Origin of the sequence: Streptomyces sp. NPDC052721 (assembly GCF_040678315.1) — a bacterium.
Classification (GTDB): Bacteria; Actinomycetota; Actinomycetes; order Streptomycetales; family Streptomycetaceae; genus Streptomyces.
The window spans coordinates 102,999-126,988 of record NZ_JBFATL010000007.1 but is presented as its reverse complement, the minus strand read 5'-3'; the positions used below and the strand labels follow the sequence as shown (position 1 = coordinate 126,988).

Sequence of the window (23,990 nt, the reverse complement as noted above, 5' to 3'; positions counted from 1 at the left end):
CCGAAGAACGCCCCAGTAGGCGGACCGCACCGGACCTGTCGACTGGCCCACTACGGCGATCGGCAGTCCACGGAGACAACCGGGTGCATGAAGCGCTCCGGGCAGGGGAGCCGTGAGGTCCCGGCCACAGGAGGTTTCATGTTCGACGGGTTCACGTTGACACGTCGCGACGGCGATGGGGTCCGGTTGCGGGTGCGTTACGGCGGCAGGGGTCCCGCGGTCCTGCTCCTGCACGGGCACCCGCGTACGCACGCCACCTGGCACCGCGTAGCCCCGTTGCTGGCCGCGGCGGGTCACACGGTGGTCTGCCCCGACCTGCGCGGTTACGGAGAGTCCGACAAGCCCCCGACCGATCCGCAGCACAGCCCGTACTCCAAGCGTGCCATGGCCGGCGACTGTCTGGCGGTCATGCGTGGTCTCGGGCACGACCGGTTCACTGTCGTCGGGCACGACCGGGGTGCGTACGTGGCCACGCGCCTCGCCCTGGACCACCCGGAAGCCGTGTCCGCCGTCAGCGTGTTGGACGCCGTTCCCATCGGGGAAGCGCTACGGCGCTGCGACGCCGCTTTCGCCGCTGGCTGGTGGCACTGGTTCTTCCTCGGGCAGACCGACAAGCCCGCCGAACGCGTCATCGACGCCGACCCGGACGCCTGGTACAAGGCCACCGCCGAGCAGATGGGCGCCGAAGCGTACGACGACTACCGCCGCGCCATTCACGACCCGGCCACCGTGCACGCCATGTGCGAGGACTACCGAGCCGGCCTCGGCATCGACCGGGAGCACGACGACGCCGACCGGCGGACCGGTCGGCGTATCGGCTGCCCCGTGCAGGTGCTGTGGGCCACCCACGACGACATGGCCGACCTCTACGGCGACGTGCTGAGCGTCTGGCGCCACTGGGCGGCCGGCCGACTGGACGGCTCCCCGATCGACTCCGGACACCACATGGCCGAAGAGGCTCCCGAGGCGCTCGTCACCGCACTGCTCGCCTTTTGGAGGGCTACTTCACCTTGACCGTCACCGTGGGCGAGTAGACCTTCCCGGACTTGCTCGCGCCCGCGATCCGCAGATGCTCGGCGCCCTTGGTGTTGAGCTTGGCGATCAGGGCGTACGAACTGCCCTTCTTGACCTTGGCAGTCGCCCTGAGCGAGGTCCACTTGCCGGACTTCTCGTGCTGGAGCACGAGCGGGGAGCCGATCTTCAGGCCCTTGGTGCGGCCGGTGAACGTGACCTTGTCCCCGGCCTTCACCTCGGTCTTGTCGGCCTTCACGGTGATCGTGGCCATGGTGCCGGGGGTCGGGCTCGCGGCCAGGGCTCCGGCCGTCCCGCCGGACAGCAGCGCCACGGAGAGGGCACCGGCGCCGAGGGTACGAAGGCAGTGGTGACGGAGTACAGAGGTCATGCGCGTCTCCCGTCCTGTCGTTCGATCGACCCTCCCAGGCTGGCGCCGGGTCGCGGCTCTCGCCACTTGAGCCAGGTGTCAGGGGAGACCGCGCCCCTTGTCGAGGGTGGGGCGCGGGTGGACGGGGTGCGCTCCGGGGTGGCCGCGCGAGCGTGGTCGCCGAGGTCGGTGCGGAGGTCACCCCGTACGCCGTCGGTGACCGGGTCGGTGTCGGCCGCATGGCAACTCCTGCAGACAGTGCGTCGCTTGGCGACGGGGGAGGAGCAGTACCGCCTGAACGGCAAACGCATGCCGGACGGCATCGGCCCGGACGAAGCGGCCCCGCTGCTGTGCGCCGGCGTCACCGGCTCACTTCCGGGCCCTGCCGGCGCCGCGTCCAGCGGCTCGAGGCCGACGGTGTCATCGGGGGCCACCGAGCCGTGATCGACCCCGCCGCCCGCGGCCGGACCTTCGAGGTGCGAGGAGGTTCTTGAGCTACGCCGGCTGTTCGGCACGCCGGACTACTTCGTGCGCGTGGCCGTCGCCGATCTCGCGGCGTACGAGACCTTCCTCAGCCAGTGGGTCATGACCATCCCCGGGGTCAAGAGCGTGACCTCGCACTTCACGATGAAGACGGTCAAGCAGGACCGCCGGGGTTGAGCCGAATCCTGGACGGAGTCGGGCTGGCCTCCGGGTCATGGTCACAGGCGCGCAGCCGACCCCGTGGGCGGCTCCTGGAAGCAGCCGCCGTGTTCGCCTGTACCGAGGGCGTCAGTACCGGTGTCGAAGCGCTGTGCGAGGCGGCCGGTTTCGGCCGCGGCAGCCGCGGCACAGGCGGAAGACGTCACCGCCGCGCGGCACAGCCGGCACCGGACTGCACGGGGGACACGGACACGGACCTGGCCGCCGGCACAGCGTGCTCGCCGACGACGTGTCACGACAGCTCAAGGCGGTCCTGTCAGGGGATCTGGCGGCCCTCTGCCCGCAGTTGACCAGGTAGCGCGGGGAGCACGACGAGGTGGCCGGCCGCGCGTGACGGTGGCACCGCCCCTACCGACTCATCGCCTCCCCCTCGTGATGCTGCGACGTCAGTACATCTCCTCGGGTCCGGGCCGAGAACCCGTCCGGTCGGGGACCGTGAGCCGAGGAAGGACGGTCTCAGGAAACCCCACACCGCCGACGGCCGCTCTTTCGGCTCTGCGCAGGGCGTGCGGGCCCGGTGGGGGCTGGTGTACGTGCATCGCTGGTCCGCCCCGGACGTACAGCAACGCACGATTCTGAAGCGGCTTGCGGTCGGTCAGGGGCCCGCGGCCCGGGCACCGGGCCGATGTCGATGTGCGCAACGACCGGACGCGGACGGCCAGTGATTGACAGCATGGGACGAGTGAGCGACTGCTCGTACCACGCACGATCCATCAGGGGGGAAGGCTCGGGATGAAGGTCCGACAGGGAGTCATGTCCGTGTTGGTGGCGGCGACCGTGCTGGCCGCGGGCTGTGATGCGTCCTCGTCCGGGGAACCGGGGGAATCGGGCCGGCGCTCCGGCGCTTCCGGAGCCGAGCACGGCAGCCACTCGTCAGCCGCCCACCGCCCTGTCACACCGCTGACGAGCCCGGACGGGTTCCGCTTCAGTGTCGCCGGCGCGGGTGCGCACACCACCCCCACGGAGCCGGACGGGAAGACGGCGCCCCCGGGACAGACCTTCCTGTACGTCGAGATCGATGTCACCAACCTGCACAAGGACCGGGGTGGGTCCCTGGGGGAGGTGTTGTCCCAGCTCGTCCTGTCCGTGCCGCAGACGGCCGTGCCTGCGGGGGCGGACGGCGGACCGGCCTACGTCTGCGACACGGCGGACGACGGCCTGTGCAGCCGTTTCGCCCGGTGGAAACACATGACCACCGGAGGCGAGGCGGACGATCTCCTGGCCTTTGACCCCGACACGGTCACCCTTCCACCCGGAGCGACCTGGACCCTGCGCGGCTACTTCGGAGAGCCCTCGACCGTCCGGGAATCACTGAGGCCCGGTAAGGTTCAACTGCTGGTCACACCGAACGGCGCGCTGATGAGGAAGAACGACCCACGCACAGTGATTCCCCTGAGCTGACCGCCGGGCCGTCGCAGTGTCCCACGCCCCGCACACCACCTCCCAGTTCGAAACAGGCTCTCGGAACCGGTCAGGGAATGTGGCTGACGATTTCGCAGCGGACGGCGCTGTCGTACCCCGCCTCGCCGTCGCACCGGTCCGGAGCGCCGGGGCCGCCATCGAGAAGGTCGTCGCGGGGCCCGGCATGGAGGGTGTCGGCGCCGTCCCCGCCGAGCAGACGGTCGTCTCCACCGGCTGTGCCCACGCTCCTTGTGGCGTCGAAGTCGGCGTTGTCGCCGAAGAGGGTGTCGTTGCCGCCCCGGCCGTTCAGGACGTCGCTGCGGGCGGACGTCCGTGCGGCGTCCACCACGGAACTGTCGCCGATCAGAACGTCGTTGCCGCTGCCGCCCGTGACCCGGTCGTGGCCGGCGCCGGTCGCCGTGCCACCGGTAGGCCTGCTGATGTTGTGATCGCCGATGGCAGCGACGCCGCCGTCCTGGCCGAGGTCCACTACATCGTCCCCACCGTCTCCGGTGACGCGTCCGCCCGCCGAGCTGTCACCGGTCAGGATTTCCGCGCCTGGCCCGCCCAGCAGAACGTCGTCTCCGGCACCGCGGGCATCGCCGACGCTTGCGACGCTGTCACCGGCCATGATCTCGTCACCGGGGCCGCCGTCGAGGTGGTCCCTGCCCCCGCCTTCGGCGTTACCGGCGTCCGCGAAGCTGTCGCCGCCGAGGCTGTCGTCACCATCGCGGCCGAACAACCGGTCGTTCCCGCCGCCTTTGGCGTCGCCGGTGGTGGCGTAGACATCCCCGATCATGAAGTCGTTGCCCGAGCCGCCGTCGATCTCGTCGTCACCACGGCCGCCCTGGATCGTGTCGTTCCCGCCCAGAGCGCAGATGAGGTCGTTGCCGCCCCTGCCGTCGATCGTGTCGGCACCGGCGGAGCCGACGATGACGTCCCTGCCGGAGGTGCCGTTGATGGTGCCCGAGCCGGTGATGGTCGCCGGGCGGCCGAAACAGGTGGCCCGGGCCTGCCCCGAGGTCTCCCCGGCCATCCCGAGCGCGAGCAGCGACGCCGCGATCAGGCACGCGGAAAGGCGAACAGTCATACGAGACCTCCGGTCGCTCCATGCCACGACTCCGGCCGTTGCTGCCCGAGCAGCGTGGGGCAGCCCGGAGACGATGGCGATGTCGGGGACGTTATGTGTCAATCCCTCCGCCAGCGACCGGAGGATTGTGCCTTCGCGGCCTTGGCAGACCCACTCCAGGACGATGGTGAACCGGCAGTCGTCGCGGCACGGCTTGGCGACGGTGAGGCGGAAGACTTCGGGTGCGTCTGCCGTGACCTGGTAGGGAATCCCACATTCGGGATCGTCTGGCTCTGGTCGCCGCTGTCTTGTCCCGCCCACCCCACGATGTGCCCGCCCCGGTACGACGCGCCGTCGCCGCCGCGAGGATCGACCGGCTGGGCACGCCGGGCCTCGCCTTGTCGGGCCACAGCCAGCAAGTCCCGCCCGGTGGCGAGTAGACGCATCTTCATGGGCTGGTTGTCCTCCTCGGTACGTCTCGGCAGTCGATGCGGGAGGCCTGTCGTCAGCCTTCATGGCCTGTCGGAGGCGACCGCTAACGTTCTCGTGGTAGTACCGCGCTGGCAGTTGAACTCGGAGGGGATACAGGATGGGCGCTTCGGCCTGGGACTACTACGTGCCGTACCAGGAGGACGTGGGCGCCGCGCTGGAGGAGTTGCGGCACCGAGTGTTCCTCGCTGGTGACTACTACTGGGTGCGCGGCGGCGACTGGCTTCCTGAGGAAGAGCGCCGCCCGCGACCTTCGACCCTGGACGAACTGTGGGCCGACGAGTGGACGCAGCACTCCGGAACCCACTCGATCCTCGATGTCTTCCACGTTCAACGGGAAGGTGAGGAGCCCGAGGTCTGTGCGGTACAGCCTGTGACTGCCGAAGAGGCCCGGAGGGCTACGGGCACTGAACGGCTGACTCGCGAACACGTCCCAGCGATCCAAGAGCTCGCTCGCGAGCGCGGGTACGGCCGTTGCGCAGTACTGCACGACGCCCGCGGGACGCCACAGGAGATCTACTTTTGGGGGTGGTCTGGAGACTGAGCCATCTGCCTGATCTCAGGCTGGAGCGAGGCGGAGGGCGAGCACGGCCTTGATCAGGTCTGTGATGCGGCTCGTGCTGCACCGCAGTTTGCGCAGGAGTCGCCAGGTCTCGAGCATGGCCATGGCCTGTTCGCCAAGGGCTCGGATCTTGACGTCGGAGCGGTTGACGGCCTGCTGGCCTGCGGAGGGGTAGTGCCAACGACCGCGGTAGGGCACGCGGACAGAGCCGCCAGCGCCTCGGTGGCCCTGTGTGGTCGGTTCGTCCCACGTCAGCGCGCTAAAGGGGGGAGTCGCACGGGCACGTCGCCGGTCGGCCGGGGCCGGGCCGGCTGACGTGAGGGTGTCGAGGATGCCGTGTTCGCGTGCGGCGCGGATGTCATGGGCGGCTCCGGGCAAGACGGATGAGGCCCACAGGAGACGTCCGGCCGGGTCGGAGAGGACCTCGACGCGCATGCCGTGCTTCTTTTGTTCGCCGGAGTGGAACGGCCGGTCGGCGACGATCCGGTCGATGGGTAGGAGAGTGCTGTCGAACAGGACGAACGCCTTCCTCGACGCTTCGCGGACGGCTCGTTCGAGCGTGGGTGCCAGGGCGGCCAGGAGGTCCACGGCTTCGGTGATGTACCGGTAGGCCGTGGTGGTGCCGATGCCGAACCCGGCGGCGAGCTGAGCATTGGGATGTCCGGTGCGCAGATGAGCGAGGGGGAGCAGGGCCTGTCGGCCGGCGCTCAACCGGCGCACCGGCTGCCGATCGCACGGCGACGTTCGCGGATACGGCCGGTGAGAAGCCAAGACGGCAACAGGTTGAAAGGGCTCAATGGAACTCACAGTCATGGAAGACTGAGGTGTATGCGAAGGCGGGCAGCAAGAGGAGCAGCGTCCCTGATGTGCCCGCTGGTGATGCTGGCCGTCGGCTGCTCAACATCGACGTCATCCCAGCCGGGTTCGCCATCCTCCTCGGCAATTCAGCCGGATGCTTCCGGTGCAATGGATGCAGCCTGCCCGGAAGCCGCACCGGTCCCCTCCGACTCCGTACCCGCCACCGTGCACGACTTCGATAAAAACCAGAAATGGTACGGCGCCGAGGACCTGTGGGTGGCCAAGCCCACTCTTCTGAATCCCACAGACGGGCGCGAAGAGAGGCACCCTACGAAGTACGCCTCGATGACGCTCGACGCCCGGGGACGGTCGACGGATCAGAAGGGCGCCCCGCACGTCGACGCCGAACGACTGGACAGGCCCGGCTCCGTGCGCGGCAGCACTGGTGGATTTGCCACTGCCGACGGCGACCGGCAGTGGTGGCCGACGGTCATCGACTTTCCCGAGGCCGGCTGCTGGAGGGTGACCGAAACACTCGGCTCCACCCAAGTCCGCTTCACCGTGTATGTCGGGGCCCGCTGAGCGAGTCCGTGCTACCCACGAGATAGGAGACGAAGGTGACCGCGATTGCGGCAATGTTCCACTGACTGATGGCCGAGAGAGGGGCGTCAGCCAGGTACGGCCGCTATTGCAACCACGTGCCGTCGCACATGATGACTCTGCCGCGTAGTTCCGGCGTGCCGCGCCAAGCGCGCACACTCTTCGGCACCACGCGCACATACACAAAGGGCCCTTCCTCCGCGCGGGGGTCCCATCCGAACTTGACGGCGAACGCCTCCGCTGCGTCTCCGGGTACATCCTGGTCCAGGAAGCACTCCGCTTCACCCTGGAGAAGCACCACATCGAAGGTGTCCGGCAGCGCCAGACGCACGCGCGGCTCCTCGCGGACGTTCCGCGCCGTTACGGAGGTGGCACTGGTGCACATCCACACCGCTCGCCCGTCCCACAAGAACCACAGCGGCACCTGGTGCGGCCCGTGATCGGGATGTGCTGTCGACACCCATACATCCCGCTCGGTAACGAGCCGTTCAAGAGTGTCGCGCCTACGCTCCGCCGCCTGACGGCGAACAATCCCTGTGGTCTGCATGAGTGCCGACCTTAGCCAGCAGGCTCAAAGCGCGCATGAGGCAAGGGACCTACTCCCGGCGACCGATGAACCCCTCAGCCTTTGGCTCGGACGGCCAGCGGGAACGCTCAATCACAGGTCGGCTGATAAGGTGCGGGTCCGCGGTCCGTCGGCCGTACCCGGACCCGGCCCGACACGGTCGCCGGGGACAGGGCCTGCTCCTCCCGCGGCAACCGCGCCCACCTGCGCAGACAAAGACCCCCCGCTACGACAAGACCCCTGACAGCTGCCTCGCCGAACCTACCCTCGCTCTCAATGACCTGGGTCAAGCACCTCGCCCCAACCGCTGAATGAGCACGACTCGGCTGCTACTCCGCCTGCGACCAGGGAGCGGAGCGCAAGTGCGCGACGCTGCGCCGGACACGGCCCTCCGGGGGTCCGCCAGCCGCCTTGCCCACCGCGACCATGGAGACGATCACCCAGCCCGGGTTCGGGTCCAGCTCCTTGGTGAGCCCTTCCAGGTCGAAGGCCCGGAATTGGTGCGCGGACAGCCCCATGGCCTGGGCCTGAACAGTCATGTGGGCGATGGCCTGGCCGAGGTCGTAGTCCGCGAACTCGGAGTAGAGCAGCTGCGTGTCGTCGACGTGACGGCGCGTCAGTGTGACGACGAGCAGGCCCGCATCCGTCGCCCAGCGGGCCGAGCTCGGCGCCAGGTGAGGGAGCACCCGGTCGTGCTCCGGCTCACCGGGCCTGCCGATGAAGAAGCCCCACGGTTGGGAGTTCCCCGCCGACGGTGCCCACCGCGCGGCTTCCAGCAGCAGTCCGAGGGCGTGGTCGTCGACAGCCGCCGACGGATCGAACCGGTGGGGGCTGAAGCGCCCGGCAAGCAGTGGGTGTATGCCGCTGGGCGGCTCCTGAGGAGGATGCATGTCCCGCTGCAACCGGCGACCGCGAGTGCGTATTCCGGCCGGTGCGAGCGCAGGCACCGCTGGGTGCTTGAACAGGTGAGGGTGAGGGCCTGCTGGGTTCGGTGTGGATCGCGACACCTACGACCGTACGCAGGAGGCCCTCGTGTCCCACCGTGATGCCCCGCTGACGCCGACCGGCATGCTGCGTCTGGCCAGGTGTGTCTGGACGACGGCTGGCCCCTGCGTCGGGGGGGCAGAACGCATCCCGGTCAGCCACACCACCGCCGCGCGCTGGGCTGACCGTTACCGGCAGTGGGGCACCGAGGGCATGCACGACCGTTCCAGCCGCCCGCACCACCAACCACGCTGCCCGGCCCGAGTCCACGTTCACCCTTCCGTGCCGCCTGCGGCGTCGTTGAACCGGCATGAGCGATTACACGAATCCCAACGACCACAGCGCGTGGGCCGCCCAGTGCACGCCGCGCACCAGCGTGAAGATCAACGTGTTGCTTCAGCATCTCGGTGAAGAGCATCCCGGCCATGAGGAGGCCATCAGCCGGGAGTTCGATGATGCGCTGGGGTCTGCCTGGGTGGACAGGGAGCCGTGGGCGGTGGAGTACGTGGCCTGGCGGACCGCGCATGCTGACCTGGTCGGCGGCGCGCTCGAAGAGGACACGATCGGTCTGTAGCAGGACGCGAGAAGGCCCCCAGGTGACGACCTGGGGCACTTGCCCAGCTCTTCCCCTCCGCCGGAGGCCGGGTCGTGGGGGCGCGCTTGTGCCGAGATACCCGAAGACACCCCCACAGCATCCCGCCGAACCACGTCCCGTTCCCCCGGCTCCGTCAGGCCAGGTCCGGCACGTACAGGCCGGCTGCCCGGCCGAACTGCGCCAGGTTCATCGTCGGCTGCGGCGAAGACGGCTTCCAGCCCGTCGCCTGCTCGGGGTGATTGTCCGATCGGGTCCGTGCCTGGTTCCGGCGCGTGGAGTGTCCCGCCTCCAGCGCGGGCCCGGGCCGCGCGTGCCGCTCCGCCTCCGGCTACCCCACCGACCACCACCGGGCCCGGCGTGACGCCGCGGGACCGCCACCGTACGAAGTGATGGACCGCCTCGCCCACCGTCCGGACGAGCACGGCTCCGCCGTGGTCCACCTGGACGACGAACGCCGCGCTGCCGACTGAGGGCAGCACACGCGGATGAGGCGGCCCACACGTCGGATAGGTGGAACCGCCTCCGCCCGGGCATTTACCAGATGTGTATCTGTGGATGGTGTACTCCTGCCTTGCCGTCATCAAGTGGCAACAGGCAAACCGTTCAGGGACTCGCAAGACGTGGAGGATGCGAGATGCTGATCGAAAGGGTATTCCGCAGCGAGGACTTGTCCCCGGCGGACCGGTTCGACGGCTGGCGCGAACTGGTCGGCCGGACCCATGCGCCACTGGAGTTGCGCAGTGACCATCGGGCGGATTTTCGCACTTCCCAGCGCGTTCTGTACCTCGGTGCCGTATCGGTGTGGCCGACAACCTTCCAGCCAGTGTGCTTTCGACGGACACCGAAACTGATCCGGCAGTCCGATCCTGAAGGGCTGCACATCTCTCTGCCTCTGAGCGGGGCGCTGCGCGCCGTGCGGGGAAGAAGCCGTGTACGGTCCGGACAGCCTGTGCGTCGTCGACACCTCGCGGCCCGTCGACGTCCACGGGGGTGACGATGCCGATCTGCACACGGGAGTTGGGCTGGAGGTCCCCAAAGCATTGCTGCCGCTGCCCCGTAACCAGCTGGACCGGGTTGCCCGGCTGCGGCTTTCAGCGCAGGACGGGTTCGGCTCCCTGCTGGGACAACTGCTCACCCAGCTGGCGAGAGGCACGGATTCCTACCAACCGTCCGATGGGCCCCGGCTCGGGACTGTCGTGGTCGACCTGTTGTCCGCACTGATTGCCCACGCCCTCGACTCCGACAACTCGCTCCCACCGGAAACCCGCCGGCAGGCCCTCGTCTTACGCATCCGTGCCTTCGTCCAGCAGCATCTGCACGACCCGCACCTGACCCCGCGCACCATCGCCGCAGCGCATCACATCTCCACCAGCTACCTGCACCGCCTGTTCCAGGAGGAAGACGACACGGTCGCTGCCTGGATCCGCAGCCAACGGCTGGAGCGCGCGCGCCGCGCGCTCGCCGACCCCGCGATGTACGCCACTCCCCTCCACACCATCGGCGCCTCCTGCGGCTTTCCCCGCGCGTCCGACTTCACCCGCGCTTTCCGCACGGCCTACGGGATCCCACCCAAGGAGTACCGTCGTCAAGCCCAGTACGTCACCGAGTAGCCGCATCGCCAGTAGGCGTGCACTCAGGACTAGCGAAATCCATGCCGCTACCACCTGGTGCTCTGACCGGGAACGTTTACCGGGTTGGCGGCGGGGGGGCGGAACCGGTTGGATCAACGGATCGTGCGCCGGGGCAGCACCAGCACAGTGCGCCATCGACGGGCGGTGATGCTGCTGGCCTCGGCCGGCGGCAACCGAGTTCCCGTGATCGCCCAGTTGGTGCAGGCCGACGAGGACACGGTGCGGGACGTGATCCACCGGTCCAACCAGATCGGCCCGGCCTGCCTGGACCCTCGGTGGGCGGGAGGCCGTCCCCGCCTGTTCAGCCCTGACGCCCCCGATGGTCACGGGCCGGCACCGAAGCCGTCCTGAGACTCCGCGCCCTGCTCGCCAACGGCGACTTCGACCGTTACTGGACCTTCCGCCTCGACCAAGAACACCAGCGCAACCACCGGGCCCGCTACCGACTCGCTGCTTGATCTACGAGGTCAGTCCCGGCAATCCGCACCCGCCGCGCACTGTCCCCAGTCGAGCGCGAGCCGCCCGCAGGTGCGCTTTTCGCCCTTGAACAGCAGGCCCGCAGCCTGCCCGCAGCCGCGCGATGTCCGCAACCCCGGGCCCAGTGGCGCCCGCAGCAGCGCGCGCACAAGCGACAGATGCGTCACACGTGCGCGCTTTACGCGTTCGGGTCCCAGTCTGCGAGCTGCTCCATCGGCTCGGTGTCGCCGGTGGTCTCCAGGCCGTCGAGCGGGATGCGCTCGTAGAAGTAGAGGACCAGTTCGCTCGCTGCGCCTCGCATCGCCATGTCGCCCGGCTCAGCGTCGGCGGCGAGGTCGTCGCAGCGGACGCCGTCGGCGTTGAGGGTCAGGCGCCAGGAGCGGCCCTCGGTCGTGTGCAGGTCGATGGTCGCCGGCTTGAACGGCCAGGGGACGGTCGTCGCCGCGACGGTCGTCAGGAACTCGTCGACGCCCTCGACCGCGACGTCCGTCGGCAGCGGCTGTGCGGCCCCCTGGGTGAGCTGGGCGTCGTAGGTGTGGACGGCGATCTCCTGGATCTGGTGCCGGGCCACGGCTCCGCTGGTCTCCGGGGCTTGCGAGCGACCCCACCAGGTCCAGCAGCCGCGGTCCGGGCCGGCCTCGCGCATCGCGTCGAGCATGAGCGCGGTCGACTCGGCGAGCCAGGCGTCCAGGGCTTCGCGGTCGCGGGGCGCGGTCGGGGCGCCCTTCGGGTCCGTCCTCGCCGGGGGCTCGACGCCCGGGCCCGCCGCGACGATGGAGGCCTGGCGGCGGCGGCCGTCGCCGAGGTGCTGCGCCAGTTCGCGCAGCGTCCAGTCCGGGCAGGTCGGGACCTGGACGTCAAGGTCGGGGGCGGACGCGATCGCGGCGCGGAAAGCGGCCGAGCGGTCTTCGATCAGCCGCAGGACCTCGGGGAACTCCAAGATGTTTTGCACGTCGGTTGTGTATCACGGCGCTCCGGCCGCCGGGTAGCGAATTTGTCGGACGAACGCGTCGACGGCCGGGCGGAGCGCCGGCGTCGAAGCCGTCCTGAAATTCCGTGCACTGCTCGCCAACGGCGACTTCGACCGCTACTGGACCTACCATCTGGGCCAAGAGAACCAGCGCAACCACCGGGCCCGCTACCGACTCGCTGCTTGGCCCACGAAGTCACTCCCAGCAATCCGCACCCTTGGCCGATGCCAGCGGCCTGAGCAGTGTGCGGCCCGGCGGCGCCAGCGCCCGGTCAAGGGGACACCTGATCCAGGTACTGGTGATCTCGGACTCCGCGCGGCTCGCCGGGGCGGTGAACGGATACTCTCCACGATGCATCAGGCATCTGATGACGTTCTTGCGGCTCGTAGTTGATCGGGGCGGCGGCCGGGCCGATGAAGCGAGGAAGTGCTCGGCCTTGTGCTCGTAGCGGCGGGGCAGGCGTCGGCATCCGGCGATCCAGGAGGCCGTGCTCTCCGTGACCCGAGGGGCGCCCGACTGTGTGGAGGACTCGATGCCCTTGCCCCTGCGGGCTCGATCCGCCCTGTGATCGTCCCGGGTGGTCCCCGAGCTTCCGGCAGGCCGAGCGCAGTCGCCACCGTGATCGTCAACGACTGCGCCCGTACTGGTGTCCGTATCTCTTTTCCGCCAGATATGACGCCACGTCGATCAGGCGGCAGGGGAACCGGACTGCTCTCGACTCCACACCGTCCCTGTGTCTCGAGTCCGCCCGCACGCGGCATCCGGGCGTCAGGCACACAACGGAATCGGATCCGGGCATCAGGCCGCTGTCGCACATTCTTCCGGTCGCCATTCCCTGACGCTCGGGGGCTATCGCAGATTTCCGGACGGATTCAGGGGTCTGTTGGTGCCGGCGGGGCTCCGGCGGATAAAGTGTCGCGCGCTGCTCGCGATGGCGGTCGGCGACGTTGGCGGTGGGGGCGAGGGTGCCGTGATCGGGCTGCAAAAACACACAGCGCAGGGCGGTCCCGCCCGAAGCCCTGAACTCGCGTTCGCTTTTGCCGGCCTGCGGCGCTTATGGTGTGCCCACAATATCTTCGAACAATCATCACGAAGCGGTCCGCGCAACAGCAGTGGGCCCTTTTTCCATTTGTGGTGTCGACCTGGCCTCCGCGTCTGGGGTCACGAAGTGGACGTGCAGCGAGAAGCGGGGGGCTTCGTATTCATGACACGAGGAGTGTGGAGTGTGATGCCATGAACCGAGTCAGCAGAGAAGCGCGCCGGTCGGCCTGGAGGTACCCAGGGCCGTTGGCGCGCATGGTGTTGTCCGTCCTCTTACTGGCCGGCGGCGCCGTGGGAGCGACGGCTGGACCGGCCGCAGCTTCGGCCGCCGACGGCACGCTGACGGTCCAGGTGCTGCGCGACTTCTTCGGCACCGGCGTGATCAACGCGACGATGGACGTGCCGCAGCGCGGCATGAAGGTGGAGATCTCCGACCCCGCGGGACATCATGTCACCGGCGTCACGGATGCCACCGGAAAGGTCGTGGTGTCGCGGTCGACGGTGCTGAGCGGCGGCCATTACCGCGTCGATGTCAGCGTCCCGGCGCCGTACAGCGGCTATCTGCGGGCGGCGCCCGCGTCGACGAAGGAGAACCACTTCGACAGCTTCACGTCGTTCGTGGACGTGTCCGGCGGGAAGAACGCCTCGGTGGTGACGGGGGTGTGGGATCCGGCCGACTACGCGCTGCCGGACTCGCGGTACTTCGTGCCGGTCCACAACGGTGCCAACGGGACCGACAAGCGGGCGTTGGTGGCGTTCGGGACGAAGACCCGGGGCACGTGTCCCACCGATGTGGCGTGCCCGACCACGCTCGCCACGCAGGACCAGGTGGGCACGACGTTCGGATTGGCGTACGACACGTACCGGAGCCGGCTGTTCCAGAGCGCGTTCGCCCGCCGGTACGCCCCGTACGGGCCGCAGGGCGGGGGCGCGATCTACACGGTGCCGGTCAACGGCTCGGGTGCGCCGAAGCTGTTCGCGCGGGTGCCCGACGCCGCGGTGACGCGGCATGACACCGCCAACATGATCAAGGACCCCGGGTTCACCGACGCGCCGGGCAAGGAGAGCATCGGTGGCCTGGCCCTGTCGGAGGACGGCTCCACGCTGTACGCGGTGAACCTGCGGACCCGCACCCTGGTGAGCTTCGACGCGACAGGGGCCACCGCCACGGCGCCCAAGTCGACGGTCCCGATCCCGGACCCGGGGTGCGCGAGCCCCGACGACTGGCGGCCGTTCGGTCTCCAGGTCCACGACAACACGCTGTACGTCGGCGGCGTGTGCAGCGCGGAGAGCACGCAGCGGCGCGCGGACCTGAAAGCCTTCGTCTCCACCTACGACGGCAAGCGGTTCACCACGGTGCTGAGCCACCCGCTCACGGACGAACGCGGCAGCGTCTTCGGTTCCGGAGACAAGGCCACCCACTGGAACCCGTGGAACACCAGCCTGGACACGTGGGACGACCGGAAGGCGGGCAACGTCTTCATCGATCCGCAGCCGGAGCTGTCCTCCCTCGCCTTCGGCCGCGACGGCTCGATGATCCTGGGTTTCCGCGACCGGTTCATGGACGTGCTCAGTTGGGGAGGGCTGGACCCCCGCCCGGGGAACGACACGGCGGAAAACGGCATGTCCGGTGGTGACATCACCATGGTCTGCGCCACTCCCACCGGTGAATACCAGTGGGAAGGCACCGGGAGCTGCCCCAACCACGCCACCCCCGCCAACAATGGCGGCCAGGGCGCCGATGTCGTCGAATACTTCCCGGGCGACTTCTACGCCAACGCGCACCAGGAGACCGCGCTGGGATCGGTGGCCTATATCCCGCAGCAGCAGTGGGTCGTCAGCACGGAGTTCGACCCGGTCGTCAACGTCGCGACCTCAGGGACCGGGTACCACGACATCACGACCGGTCAGGGCCCGGGCAACAACCCGACGGCCAACGGGTTCCAGTTCGTCAGCCGGGAACAAGGCGGGTTCGGCAAGGCCGGCGGGCTCGGCGACATCGCGTACGCGGCGGCGAACGCGCCGATCCAGATCGGCAACGTCGTGTGGTTCGACGGCGACCACAACGGGATCCAGGACCCGGGGCACGTGCTGCTGCCGGGGGCGACGATCAACCTGCTGGACGCGGACGGCAAACAGGTCGCCACGACCAGGACCAATGCCGCTGGCGAGTACTACTTCGGTGGTGTCGGCGCCGCGTACGAGCTCACGCCGGGCGCGAAGTACACGGTGCAGTTCGACGTGTGCACCGCGGACACCAGCCAGGTGCCCGAGCAGCCCCCGGCGAGCGAGCTGAGGTTCACGCTTCCGCGAGCCGGTGCCGACCGTGCGCACGACTCCAATGTGACCCCGCCGACCACCGGGCGGTTGTGCAACGGCTACGCGCCCGTCACGGCGCCGGACAAGCCGGGCGGAGTCGACCACACGATCGACGCCGGCGTGTACATCCCGAAGGCAACGCCGAGTCCGACGCCTACGCCGAGTCCCACGCCTACACCGACGCCGACCCCGGCCTCGCCACCGGTCTCTACGGCACCGTCGCCCGCGGCGCCTGGCAACCCGGCCCCGGCAGGCGGGAGTTCGGGTTCGCTGGCGCACACCGGTATGTCCCGGCTGCCGGAGATGATCACCCTCGTCGGTCTGCTGGTGGGTGCGGGCCTGGTCATCGCCTTCGTGAGCCGAAAGCGTCGCGCCCGGAAACACTGAACGAACGGAAGAAACAATGATCTGCCCGCCCGCGGTCCGGACGGCCGGTCGGGCAGATCACGTCTCGGCCGGTCCACCAGGGCCGGCCTTGTCGTCGTCTGTCACTGGGCTGCCGAGTGCCGTCGCGACCGCACGGCGGCCGAGCGGTGCGGTGATCGAGAGGGTGGATCAGAAGAGTGTCAGCGTCGAGCCGCGTGCGGAACGTCAGAATCCAGCCAGCTCTACCAGGCCGTGCCGCTGACCGGCGACGATGGCTGCGGCCACGCTGGGCGGCGGCCGTCATCGGCGCAGCGGCCGTCGTGGTGGCCGCGTTCCTGATCGTCCGCGGCGGCTCCGGCCCCAGCGGTCCCCGCGCACTGACGTCGGACGAGACGAACCGGCTGGCGATCACGCGGTTCCGCAACTACCAGATGCACGGCCGCGCGGTGACGATCACTGTGCCGGGCACCGCCGGCGGGCTTGTCCTCACCGGGTCCGTCGACTACCGACGCAAGCTCGGTTACGGCGTCGTACACGGCACCGGGCGCGGCACGTCCAGCGACGGGCTGATCGAGTGGACGGCCACCTCGGTGTTCGTCCATCCCATGGTGAAGGCCCCGGCGCACATACCCGCGTCGCCGCCTCGCTCGGGCTGGTACAGCCGCCCGCTGCAGTCGTCCGGCAACTCGCTGGACACGGCGCTGACCATCGCGCTCAGTCTCGGCAGCGACCGGCCGGACAACGCCGCACTGCTGCCGCAGAACGGCGCCGCCTGGTGGGGCCGAGACGAGGTGAAGGGACATCAGGTGGACGTCATGGCCGGGCCGTCCTCCCGTGACCGCTCTCGTACGGCGGGCAACGTGCGCTACTGGGTCGGCTCGGACGGCACCATGTACCGGGTCCGTGTCAGCGTGGACTCCGAGTCGCAGCCGGTGGTCATCGACTTCGACACCCAGAAGTACGTTCCGGTCAAGCCGGTCCCCGGAGTCACCCCGAAGCGGTAACCGCTGTTCAGGACGTCTGCACCCGCGCGTTCGCGGCGAGCAGGGAAGCCGGCGGCAGCGGGATGCCTGCCGTGTCCGGTAGGGCCGGAACGGGCGGGACCGCGGTGGCGCCCGTAGTGAGGGCATGGGGGAACTGCGGCTGTGGACCAGGCGCCGCGACCTCGGTGAACGGGATGCCGCCGGGTGCCGTCGGCATCGTCCACCTGCCGGCCGGCGAGGGTGACCTGGCCGGAAGCGGACAGGACGCGGTTTTCGCGAGCCGGGCGGGCACCGTGGTTCGCAGGTCGTTGCCGCGCAGGCAGTTGCCCCGTCCCTGTGTGGCGGTGGGGAACGTCCAGCCGACGTCGACGCCGTTGCCGGTGAACGTGTTGTCCGTGATCTGGTTGCCGACCGGGGGCAGGTCGGCGGTCGCGGTGATCATCAGCCCGGCGTTGCTGTTGTCGGCGATACGGTTGCGGATGAACCGGTTGTCGCTGCCGCCGTCGATGCCGACGCCGGTGCCCCACCCACCGTCGGCCTGCTCCGGGGTGGCCGTCTGCTGGTTGGCGGCGATCAGATTGCCCGCGATGACGGAGCCCTTCTGCGGGAGCAGTTTCTCCTGGTGGTCGGAGTTGGTCGTGAGTCCGACCCGGTTGCCGACCAGGCGGTTGCCGACCACGTACATGTCACCGCTGGCGTTGGTGCCTTCGTAACCGACCGCGTTGAGTTCGGCGACGTTGTCCCGCACCACGATGTTGCAGGGCTTGCACTGGCCGACATAGATCCCCGAGTCGGCGCCACCCGACGCGTACGAGTGCTCGATCACACCGTTCTGGGCGGAGAACGCGTAGATGCCGTACAGGCCGTTGCGGGTCGCGGTCACGTGGGAGACCAGGAAGGACTTCAGGAAGGTGACGGGCTCGTCGCCGGTGTCGTAGCCGCCGCTTCCCCCCGGCAGGCCGGCGGCCGCCTTCGCCGAACCGGTGACCAGCACCCCGTTCTGCGTGTTGTTCCTCACGGTCAGGTTCTCCACGGCCACCCCGGGCGCCGCGACGACGACACCGTTCGGCTGCCGCAACCGCCCGTCGATGACCACCTTGTCCCGGGACGCGCCGCGAAGAGTGATGCGAGCCGTGTCGATCCTCACCGACTCGTGGTACACGCCCGGCGCGACCAGTACCAGGTCACCGGGCCGAGCCAAGGACACCGCGGCCGAGATCGTCGGGGCATCGGCAGGTACTCGGATCGTCACATGCGCACCGGCCGGTCGCCGGCCCTTCCCCGATCCGCCGTCGCCGCCGCAGCCGACCACAAGTGTCAGCGCGCCCAGGAGTACGGCCGCCCACACACGAAGAGCTAATCGAGGCATGGTTCCCAGTCTGGCATGACGCCCAATCACGCGCCAGAATCGCCAGGTTGACCGGCGGCCACCATTCGGGTGTGGCACTCTGCACACCATGCACCGAGCCGATCACCACCCGTCGCGCCGAAGGTTCCTCGATGCCACCGGCGCCATGGTGGCCGCCGGTCTGACCGCCGGGTGCACAGCGGACTCCGCCCGGCCAGGCAGGCACGGCCCACCCGCCGCGCCCACGCCGAAGCCGGTCATGGCGACGGGCCGACACCAGGCGGGCATCACACATCCCCAGCCGGCCCAGCCCCACCTGCTCGCCGTGGTGGCCGACCTCGACGCCACCGCGGCTCCCGGCCCGTTACTGGCCGAACTCGGCCAGGCCATCCGCACACTCACAGCGGGTACCGACCCGCGGCTGCTGGGCCTGCCGCCGGGCGACCTCACCGTGACCGTCGGCGTGGGCCCCCGGCTGGTACGCAGGGCCGGTGCCTCGCTGCCCGGCGCGGTCGACCTCCCGCGGTTCTCCCGCGAGCGGATCGCCCCGCGGGCGCGCGGCGGTGACCTGCTGATACAGATCTGCGCCAGCGACGCGCTGCTCCTGCCGGTCGTCGCCGCCGCGCTCCTGGACCACGCCGGTGACCGCGTCCACGAACGCTGGCGGCAGTCCGGCCGCCGCGGTACGAACGTGCCCGTCGGCAAGGGTCTCACCGCTCCACGCAACCCGCTCGGTTTCATCGACGGCATCGTGGGCCCGCACACGACCGCAGAACAAGAACGCGACCTATGGCTGGCCGGCCCCCCCGCGGTCGCCGGCGGCACCCTTGCCGTACTGCGGCGCATGGAGCTCGACCTGCCGCGGTTCGCCGCCCTGTCCGTAGCCGAGCAGGAAGCGGTCTTCGGGCGGCGCCGGGCCAGTGGCGTCCCCCTCTCCGGTGGCACCGTCGCCTCGAACCCGGAACTCGGAGCCAAGACACCGGACGGACGCTATCTCGTTCCCGTGGACGCCCACGTGCGCAGGGCGAACCCCACGGTGGTCGGCGCCGGCCTCATGCTCCGCCGTTCCTACAGCACCGACGATCCCGCCCCCGGCCTGCTCTTCATCAGCTTCCAGAACGACCTGCGGACCTTCACCGCCACTCTCACCCACATGGACGTCTCCGACGCACTGCTGCCCTTCACCACCACAACCGCCGGCGCGACCTTCCTGATCCTCCCCGGCTTCGACCGGCAGCGCCCGCTCGGCTCCCGGCTGTTCGACTGATCGCGCTCCGTCGCTTCGGCCTGATCACGCGGCTTACCGGCGGGGGCAGGCGGCAAGACCGAGGAGGTACGGGACGGCGCGGTCCGGGGGTCTGGATCTGCGTCTGAAGCGGCTGGACGAGAGCGCGGCGAGTTGCCCGGCAGGGGCTTGGACGCCGAGCGGGTGCGGGCCTGGGCGGCATGCCCGACAGCGAACCCGGCAAGGACGGTCACCGTGCGGACCCACCCGGTCGTACCGCGCTCGCGCCCTGGCGGAAGCCCTCGTGGAGCTGGATCGGGGACGGCGGCGTACCCCGGTCGGGATGCGTAGGGAGGTAGACGGCGACCCCGGAGGTGTCGATCCGGCCGCTGCAGGCCGACGGTGTGCGTGGCCCTCTTCAGGTCGCCGGTCTCGGCCACCACCGGCCCAAGCATCAACTGCCGTGCCCGGCACGGGGGTTGGACCCAGCCGGGATCGTCTCGCGATCCGCGATTTCCCCGCTCACCGTGAGCAGCCCTGCCGTCCTGCCGTCCAGGGGACGGACGTGATGAACTCCGGCGAGGCGGACGCCGTGGAACTCCGGCCGACTCCGAGAGGACAACGAAACCCTCGTCTGAGCGCTGCACCAAGCGCTCATGGAAAACCACCAACTCCGGCAACAACTCGACCACGCAGCCCCGATCACCCGCTTTCTGACGGGCGGGCAGCGCCGCTCCACCATGGGGGAAGCGGACCCGCCCGCCGCGTCGCGATCACGCCATGCCTTTGGCCCTGCTGAGGTGAGCCTTCACATCGTGCTCTGCGTGCCTAGCAGGCACGTCGTTCCCGGCTTTGTTGTGGCGTTCCGCTGCCTTCGCTGAATCTTTCGCCGAGTCCAACTCTCGCTTGATCTCCCGGGCGTGGCTCCCGCCACGACAGTCTGTTTGCGCTGAACTGATTTCGGTCTGCGTCCTTCGGTTGTACCTTGCGGCCGCGTCTGTGTCAGGCCGCTGACCGTCGGCCGCCAGGGCTTTCTCATTGAGAGCGATGGCGGTTCGGATCCTGGAACGGCAGACAGCATCGGCAGGGAGGGGCTGTGGGGCCGCATCCCACGGTGTCACGGCCGGCATGTGGCTCTCGTCCAGCTGAGCCGCGATGGGAGTGTGGCCTTCTTCTGCCGCAGATGATGCGGCACCGCCGCCTGCGATGGCGATGGCGATACCGATGGAGTACAGGAGCTTCTTCGCGCGTGTCATGGTCATCCTTTCTTGGGGTGGCGCCGTGAAGGACTCGGCGTCCCGGCCGTGTGCCGAAAGCGCCAACCAGGTCGCTCTCAGCAGCTGGCCTTGGCGTCGTTGTAGTTCCGCCACCCCGCGTCGTCATAGCTACCGGGAACGGTACGGCCGTAGTCGTCCTTGAGTTGGATTCGGACGCGAATGCAGGCATTCTCACGCAGGTTGTTGTCGCGGCACTGATGTGGCTGCTCCCGAAAATCGCCACCCCATCAATTCTTCCTCCTGCAATTCTTCCTCCTGCCGATCGGATTCTTTACGGTGCGACTCGGCGCCATGGTCGGAGTGGCCGAGAGTCCGTATCGGAGTCACCAACAGGCTGCCGGACGAATCGCGGGGGTGTCGTTAGCGCTGAGTCTTCAGTTGGCTTGCAGATGCGTCTACTCGAGTCGAAGAGTCAGCGCTGGTCGCGGGTAGGCCGGTCGGCGTGCCATACGGTCGCGGCCTGGATCCGCCGCCAATGAGCGCAGCCGCTGGTCGATGGCGGTGCCCACCTCGGTGTCGGCCGCCGGGCGGCGGCAGCCCCGCGGCTGGCCGTATTCGGCGCCCGCGGGCCAGTGGCCGTTGACACGGTTGTTCGGGTGAATTTAGCCTCCCCCTCAGGGCTTGACCTGCGATTCCTGCCAAATGAGCCCGTGACGAGAAACGTCTGACCAGCGTCCCTCGTCCCTGCTCGGCCGCGTACAAACGGGGTTCCTGATGATCGAGAAGGTGTTCCGGAGCGACGACGTTCCCTCGACCGATCGCTTCGATGCCTGGCGGGAACGGCTGGGCAGGGTCGTCTCCCCCCTCGATTCCCGCAGTGACCACGGGGACGGTTTCCGGGCGGAGACACGCTTGCTCAGGCTCGGTGGCTCACGCGTGTGGTCCACAGTCGTGGACCCGGCGACCATCCGGCGTACATCGGAACTCGTCCGGCGGTCCGATCCTGGGGTCTACACGCTGATCCTGCCGCTCAGAGGCGAAAGCGAAGTCGCCCAGGCCGACCGGGAAGTCGTCCACGGCCCCTTCGACTTGCACGTCCTGGACTCGTCCCGGCCCGTTCACCTTCGGCTCCTCGGCGGCCCATCGGTGCACCTGATCGGGGCCGACGTGCCCAAGGCCGGAATTCCGTTGCCCCCTCCTTGGATGGACCAGCTCCTCACCCGACGATTAGCAGGCCGGGAAGGAGTCGGGGCGCTGCTGTCGGGATTCCTCCTGCAACTGACGCACGACACCGACTCCTACCGCACGTCCGACGGTCCCCGGTTGGAGGCCGCACTCCTCGAACTGCTGACCGCACTGTTCGCCCATCACCTCGACGCGGACGGCAGCAGCGAGCCCAACAGCACCCGGCGCGCTCTGGTCCTGCAGATCCAGGCGTTCATCCGCCGGCATCTGCAAGATCCCCGACTGACCCCGCCGGCCATCGCCGCCGCCCACCACATCTCCGTCAGCTACCTGCACCGTGTCTTCCAGGGAGAGGGCATCACCGTCGCATCCTGGATCCGTCAGCAACGTCTGGCGAACGCCCGCCGCGACATGGCCGATCCCGCACTGCGCAACACCCCCATCCACGTGATCGCCTCTCGCTGGGGATTCCCCCGAGCCGCCGACTTCAGCCGTGCGTTCCGCAACGCCTACGGCATACCGCCAAGGGACTACCGGGACCACGTCTCGACCCGGCTCCCCCTGCCTCCCACTCAGTGACACTCGCCAGGTGGACCCAACCCACTCCCACACTGGTGCCGGGCTTACTACGGTGACGACCCAACCGGTTCCACCGAGAGGCGACCCCTGGGGGAGCTTCGACCGATCGACTTTGCGGGCAGGCAGCCCGCGGTTGCACACAAGCGGGCTGCCACCCTGCTGGCCACGGTGAAGGTGGCTGATGCCGATGCGTTCCTCGCGGAAGCCGAGGCCTACCAACGCCGGAATCCGCCCCTTGGGCTGGCTGGAAGTCGTCACGACAGCGGTCCTCACCGGCGCGCTGATTCCCTTCCTCCAGACTGGCCCCGTCCCGTTCGTACGGCGTTCAGCGGAGCGTCTTGAAGATCACCTCTCGGTGGGCGGTGATGAACTCCTTGCCTCAACCAGGTCGTTGGTCACCAGCGCAGGAGGCACGCGGAGTTCGAGACGTGCGGCCACGGCGAGTTGGGCCACCTTGCGGTCGGCGGCGATGCGCGAGGGATGGTTCACCCACAGCGGGCCGTCAAGGGCATACAGCGTGCCGCCCAAGTCATGGCGCACCGTGCGGCTGCGAACCGCGCATCGGCCTCGTCCAGGTGACTGAACTGGGGCCGGCGAGGGCGGCGCCGGCATCACCCTGGCCAACACACTCATCTGGCTCCACACGGATGGCCGAGACGCTACCCAGGACGTCTCACCCGGGTGGGCCCGACTCGGAAGCGTCCGTCGCGGGGAGGCACTCCACATGCCTGTGATCTTCTTCGACGTCGGGGCGACTCTGGCGGATGCCCGTGTGGAACCCGACGGCTCTCTGACACTGCGCCCCCGGCCGCGCGTGATGGCCGTGCTCGACGCCCTCCGCGACGTACGCACCGGCATCATCTCCGACCCCGGACCGGGCGCCGGTGCCGCGCGACGTGCCGCGGCCGCCCTGCACGAGGCGTTCCCCGGCCGGTTCACGGACGAGACACTGGTGCACTGGGGGGCGAAGGACGGGCGCGGGATCTTCGACCGGGCGGTCGCCGGCGCGGGGGAAGCCACGGGCGGCGACTGTGTCTTCGTGGGCGATGACGCCCGGGAGCGCGCGTTCGCCCGCGAGGCGGGGATGCGCACGGCGGCCGATCCGGTGTTCGCGCGCGCCGCGACGGAGAACCGGCCGGTGCACCGGGCGTGGATCGAGCTGCCGGACGGCCGGGACCTGCCCGAGCTGATCACAGCCGTGAACGACACGGAGGCCGTTGTCGTGCGGAACGTCTCGGAACGGCTCGTGCTCGCGATGGTGACCACGCGGGGCACCGAAGCGCTCGAACGCGCCGGTTTCCCGGTGGACCTGCAAGAACTGGTGGACGGCGGACCGATGGACGACGCCGAGCGCCGGGCGTCCGAGAAGTTCATCAGTGATCTGCTGGAGCGGGGCGAGGCGGTGTACGAGGGCGAGAAGCCGACGCCGCGTACCACGCACATCGTCACGAGCGAGGACGACGGACGGCTCACCGTCCGCCGTCTGCGCTTCCGTTGACCCG

At 69.3% G+C, this 23,990-nt stretch carries 23 protein-coding genes and 6 pseudogenes; 18 read left to right on the top strand and 11 right to left on the bottom strand.

Annotation, left to right across the window (positions count from 1 at the left end; all coding sequences use genetic code 11):
* The first annotated feature begins 138 nt into the window (after window positions 1-138).
* Complete coding sequence (locus AB0L21_RS09860; protein WP_365783222.1) at window positions 139-1,014, top strand: alpha/beta hydrolase; 876 nt, start codon at window positions 139-141, stop codon at window positions 1,012-1,014.
* Here the strand turns inward: AB0L21_RS09860 and AB0L21_RS09855 are convergent.
* Window positions 1,001-1,402, bottom strand: coding sequence for a hypothetical protein (locus AB0L21_RS09855; RefSeq protein ID WP_365783220.1), 402 nt, complete (start codon window positions 1,400-1,402; stop codon window positions 1,001-1,003). The two genes, AB0L21_RS09860 and AB0L21_RS09855, sit on opposite strands and share 14 nt — an antisense overlap.
* Before the next feature lie 246 nt (window positions 1,403-1,648).
* Between AB0L21_RS09855 and AB0L21_RS09850 the strand changes: the two genes are divergently transcribed.
* From AB0L21_RS09850 to AB0L21_RS09840, 3 genes are all read left to right on the top strand, one after another.
* On the top strand, window positions 1,649-1,825 hold the full coding sequence (locus tag AB0L21_RS09850) for a hypothetical protein (protein WP_365783218.1): 177 nt from the start codon (window positions 1,649-1,651) through the stop codon (window positions 1,823-1,825).
* Between the two features lie 90 nt (window positions 1,826-1,915).
* Window positions 1,916-2,041, top strand: coding sequence for an Lrp/AsnC ligand binding domain-containing protein (locus AB0L21_RS09845; RefSeq protein WP_365783216.1), 126 nt, complete (start codon window positions 1,916-1,918; stop codon window positions 2,039-2,041).
* Window positions 2,042-2,836: 795 nt separating this feature from the next.
* Window positions 2,837-3,484 (top strand): hypothetical protein, encoded by a 648-nt coding sequence (locus AB0L21_RS09840; RefSeq protein ID WP_365783214.1) that lies wholly within the window; start codon window positions 2,837-2,839, stop codon window positions 3,482-3,484.
* A 70-nt stretch (window positions 3,485-3,554) separates the two neighbouring features.
* Here AB0L21_RS09840 and AB0L21_RS09835 read toward each other — a convergent pair whose 3' ends face one another.
* Window positions 3,555-4,874 (bottom strand): calcium-binding protein, encoded by a 1,320-nt coding sequence (locus tag AB0L21_RS09835; protein ID WP_365783212.1) that lies wholly within the window; start codon window positions 4,872-4,874, stop codon window positions 3,555-3,557.
* Window positions 4,875-5,142: 268 nt separating this feature from the next.
* On the opposite strand from AB0L21_RS09835, the gene AB0L21_RS09830 reads away from it, so the two are divergent.
* The gene (locus tag AB0L21_RS09830) at window positions 5,143-5,586 is read left to right on the top strand and encodes a hypothetical protein (protein WP_365783210.1); all 444 of its coding nucleotides are present in this window, start codon (window positions 5,143-5,145) and stop codon (window positions 5,584-5,586) included.
* Between the two features lie 15 nt (window positions 5,587-5,601).
* On the opposite strand, the pseudogene AB0L21_RS09825 reads toward AB0L21_RS09830, so the two are convergent.
* A pseudogene (locus AB0L21_RS09825) lies at window positions 5,602-6,401 on the bottom strand (transposase family protein).
* Between the two features lie 67 nt (window positions 6,402-6,468).
* Here AB0L21_RS09825 and AB0L21_RS09820 point away from each other — a divergent pair.
* On the top strand, window positions 6,469-6,984 hold the full coding sequence (locus AB0L21_RS09820; protein WP_365701789.1) for a hypothetical protein: 516 nt from the start codon (window positions 6,469-6,471) through the stop codon (window positions 6,982-6,984).
* A 103-nt stretch (window positions 6,985-7,087) separates the two neighbouring features.
* On the opposite strand, the gene AB0L21_RS09815 is transcribed toward AB0L21_RS09820, so the two are convergent.
* Window positions 7,088-7,549 (bottom strand): pyridoxamine 5'-phosphate oxidase family protein, encoded by a 462-nt coding sequence (locus tag AB0L21_RS09815; protein WP_365783208.1) that lies wholly within the window; start codon window positions 7,547-7,549, stop codon window positions 7,088-7,090.
* A 150-nt stretch (window positions 7,550-7,699) separates the two neighbouring features.
* Between AB0L21_RS09815 and AB0L21_RS09810 the strand changes: the two are divergent.
* A pseudogene (locus AB0L21_RS09810) lies at window positions 7,700-7,786 on the top strand (IS5/IS1182 family transposase); the annotation flags it as partial.
* A gap of 110 nt (window positions 7,787-7,896) precedes the next feature.
* Here the strand turns inward: AB0L21_RS09810 and AB0L21_RS09805 are convergent.
* A complete protein-coding gene (locus AB0L21_RS09805) occupies window positions 7,897-8,457 on the bottom strand; it encodes a nitroreductase family protein (RefSeq protein WP_365783206.1) in 561 nt (186 codons plus the stop codon).
* A 142-nt stretch (window positions 8,458-8,599) separates the two neighbouring features.
* Here AB0L21_RS09805 and AB0L21_RS09800 point away from each other — a divergent pair.
* The 6 genes and pseudogenes from AB0L21_RS09800 to AB0L21_RS09775 all read left to right on the top strand — a co-directional run.
* Window positions 8,600-8,791: pseudogene (locus tag AB0L21_RS09800) on the top strand (leucine zipper domain-containing protein); the annotation flags it as partial.
* A gap of 70 nt (window positions 8,792-8,861) precedes the next feature.
* Complete coding sequence (locus AB0L21_RS09795; RefSeq protein ID WP_365783204.1) at window positions 8,862-9,125, top strand: hypothetical protein; 264 nt, start codon at window positions 8,862-8,864, stop codon at window positions 9,123-9,125.
* 293 nt (window positions 9,126-9,418) lie between these two features.
* Entirely contained in the window at window positions 9,419-9,616 is a 198-nt protein-coding gene (locus tag AB0L21_RS09790; protein ID WP_365783202.1) for a hypothetical protein, read from the top strand.
* A 71-nt stretch (window positions 9,617-9,687) separates the two neighbouring features.
* A pseudogene (locus tag AB0L21_RS09785) lies at window positions 9,688-10,309 on the top strand (hypothetical protein); the annotation flags it as partial.
* 33 nt (window positions 10,310-10,342) lie between these two features.
* Complete coding sequence (locus tag AB0L21_RS09780; RefSeq protein ID WP_365783345.1) at window positions 10,343-10,756, top strand: helix-turn-helix domain-containing protein; 414 nt, start codon at window positions 10,343-10,345, stop codon at window positions 10,754-10,756.
* 84 nt (window positions 10,757-10,840) lie between these two features.
* A pseudogene (locus tag AB0L21_RS09775) lies at window positions 10,841-11,077 on the top strand (helix-turn-helix domain-containing protein); the annotation flags it as partial.
* Window positions 11,078-11,244: 167 nt separating this feature from the next.
* Here the strand turns inward: AB0L21_RS09775 and AB0L21_RS09770 are convergent.
* The 3 genes and pseudogenes from AB0L21_RS09770 to AB0L21_RS09760 form a co-directional block, all read right to left on the bottom strand.
* Window positions 11,245-11,421, bottom strand: coding sequence for a hypothetical protein (locus AB0L21_RS09770; RefSeq protein WP_365783200.1), 177 nt, complete (start codon window positions 11,419-11,421; stop codon window positions 11,245-11,247).
* Between the two features lie 11 nt (window positions 11,422-11,432).
* A complete protein-coding gene (locus AB0L21_RS09765; protein WP_365783198.1) occupies window positions 11,433-12,206 on the bottom strand; it encodes a maleylpyruvate isomerase family mycothiol-dependent enzyme in 774 nt (257 codons plus the stop codon).
* A 427-nt stretch (window positions 12,207-12,633) separates the two neighbouring features.
* Window positions 12,634-12,765 (bottom strand): annotated as a pseudogene (locus AB0L21_RS09760) (IS5/IS1182 family transposase); the annotation flags it as partial.
* Window positions 12,766-13,521: 756 nt separating this feature from the next.
* Here AB0L21_RS09760 and AB0L21_RS09755 point away from each other — a divergent pair.
* Together AB0L21_RS09755 and AB0L21_RS09750 are read left to right on the top strand one after the other, a co-directional pair.
* The gene (locus tag AB0L21_RS09755; protein WP_365783343.1) at window positions 13,522-15,972 is read left to right on the top strand and encodes an SdrD B-like domain-containing protein; all 2,451 of its coding nucleotides are present in this window, start codon (window positions 13,522-13,524) and stop codon (window positions 15,970-15,972) included.
* 302 nt (window positions 15,973-16,274) lie between these two features.
* Window positions 16,275-16,955 (top strand): hypothetical protein, encoded by a 681-nt coding sequence (locus tag AB0L21_RS09750; protein WP_365701992.1) that lies wholly within the window; start codon window positions 16,275-16,277, stop codon window positions 16,953-16,955.
* Between the two features lie 7 nt (window positions 16,956-16,962).
* On the opposite strand, the gene AB0L21_RS09745 is transcribed toward AB0L21_RS09750, so the two are convergent.
* On the bottom strand, window positions 16,963-18,303 hold the full coding sequence (locus tag AB0L21_RS09745) for a right-handed parallel beta-helix repeat-containing protein (RefSeq protein ID WP_365701775.1): 1,341 nt from the start codon (window positions 18,301-18,303) through the stop codon (window positions 16,963-16,965).
* An 88-nt stretch (window positions 18,304-18,391) separates the two neighbouring features.
* Between AB0L21_RS09745 and AB0L21_RS09740 the strand changes: the two genes are divergently transcribed.
* Window positions 18,392-19,549 (top strand): Dyp-type peroxidase, encoded by a 1,158-nt coding sequence (locus AB0L21_RS09740; RefSeq protein WP_365783196.1) that lies wholly within the window; start codon window positions 18,392-18,394, stop codon window positions 19,547-19,549.
* A 731-nt stretch (window positions 19,550-20,280) separates the two neighbouring features.
* Here AB0L21_RS09740 and AB0L21_RS09735 read toward each other — a convergent pair.
* Complete coding sequence (locus tag AB0L21_RS09735) at window positions 20,281-20,769, bottom strand: hypothetical protein (RefSeq protein WP_365783194.1); 489 nt, start codon at window positions 20,767-20,769, stop codon at window positions 20,281-20,283.
* A 729-nt stretch (window positions 20,770-21,498) separates the two neighbouring features.
* Here AB0L21_RS09735 and AB0L21_RS09730 point away from each other — a divergent pair.
* Window positions 21,499-22,488: a helix-turn-helix domain-containing protein gene (locus AB0L21_RS09730; protein WP_365783192.1), complete on the top strand. Its 990-nt coding sequence runs from the start codon at window positions 21,499-21,501 to the stop codon at window positions 22,486-22,488.
* 345 nt (window positions 22,489-22,833) lie between these two features.
* On the opposite strand, the gene AB0L21_RS09725 is transcribed toward AB0L21_RS09730, so the two are convergent.
* Window positions 22,834-23,016: a hypothetical protein gene (locus AB0L21_RS09725; RefSeq protein WP_365783191.1), complete on the bottom strand. Its 183-nt coding sequence runs from the start codon at window positions 23,014-23,016 to the stop codon at window positions 22,834-22,836.
* A gap of 196 nt (window positions 23,017-23,212) precedes the next feature.
* On the opposite strand from AB0L21_RS09725, the gene AB0L21_RS09720 reads away from it, so the two are divergent.
* Window positions 23,213-23,986 (top strand): HAD family hydrolase, encoded by a 774-nt coding sequence (locus tag AB0L21_RS09720; protein ID WP_365783189.1) that lies wholly within the window; start codon window positions 23,213-23,215, stop codon window positions 23,984-23,986.
* Window positions 23,987-23,990: the final 4 nt, after the last annotated feature.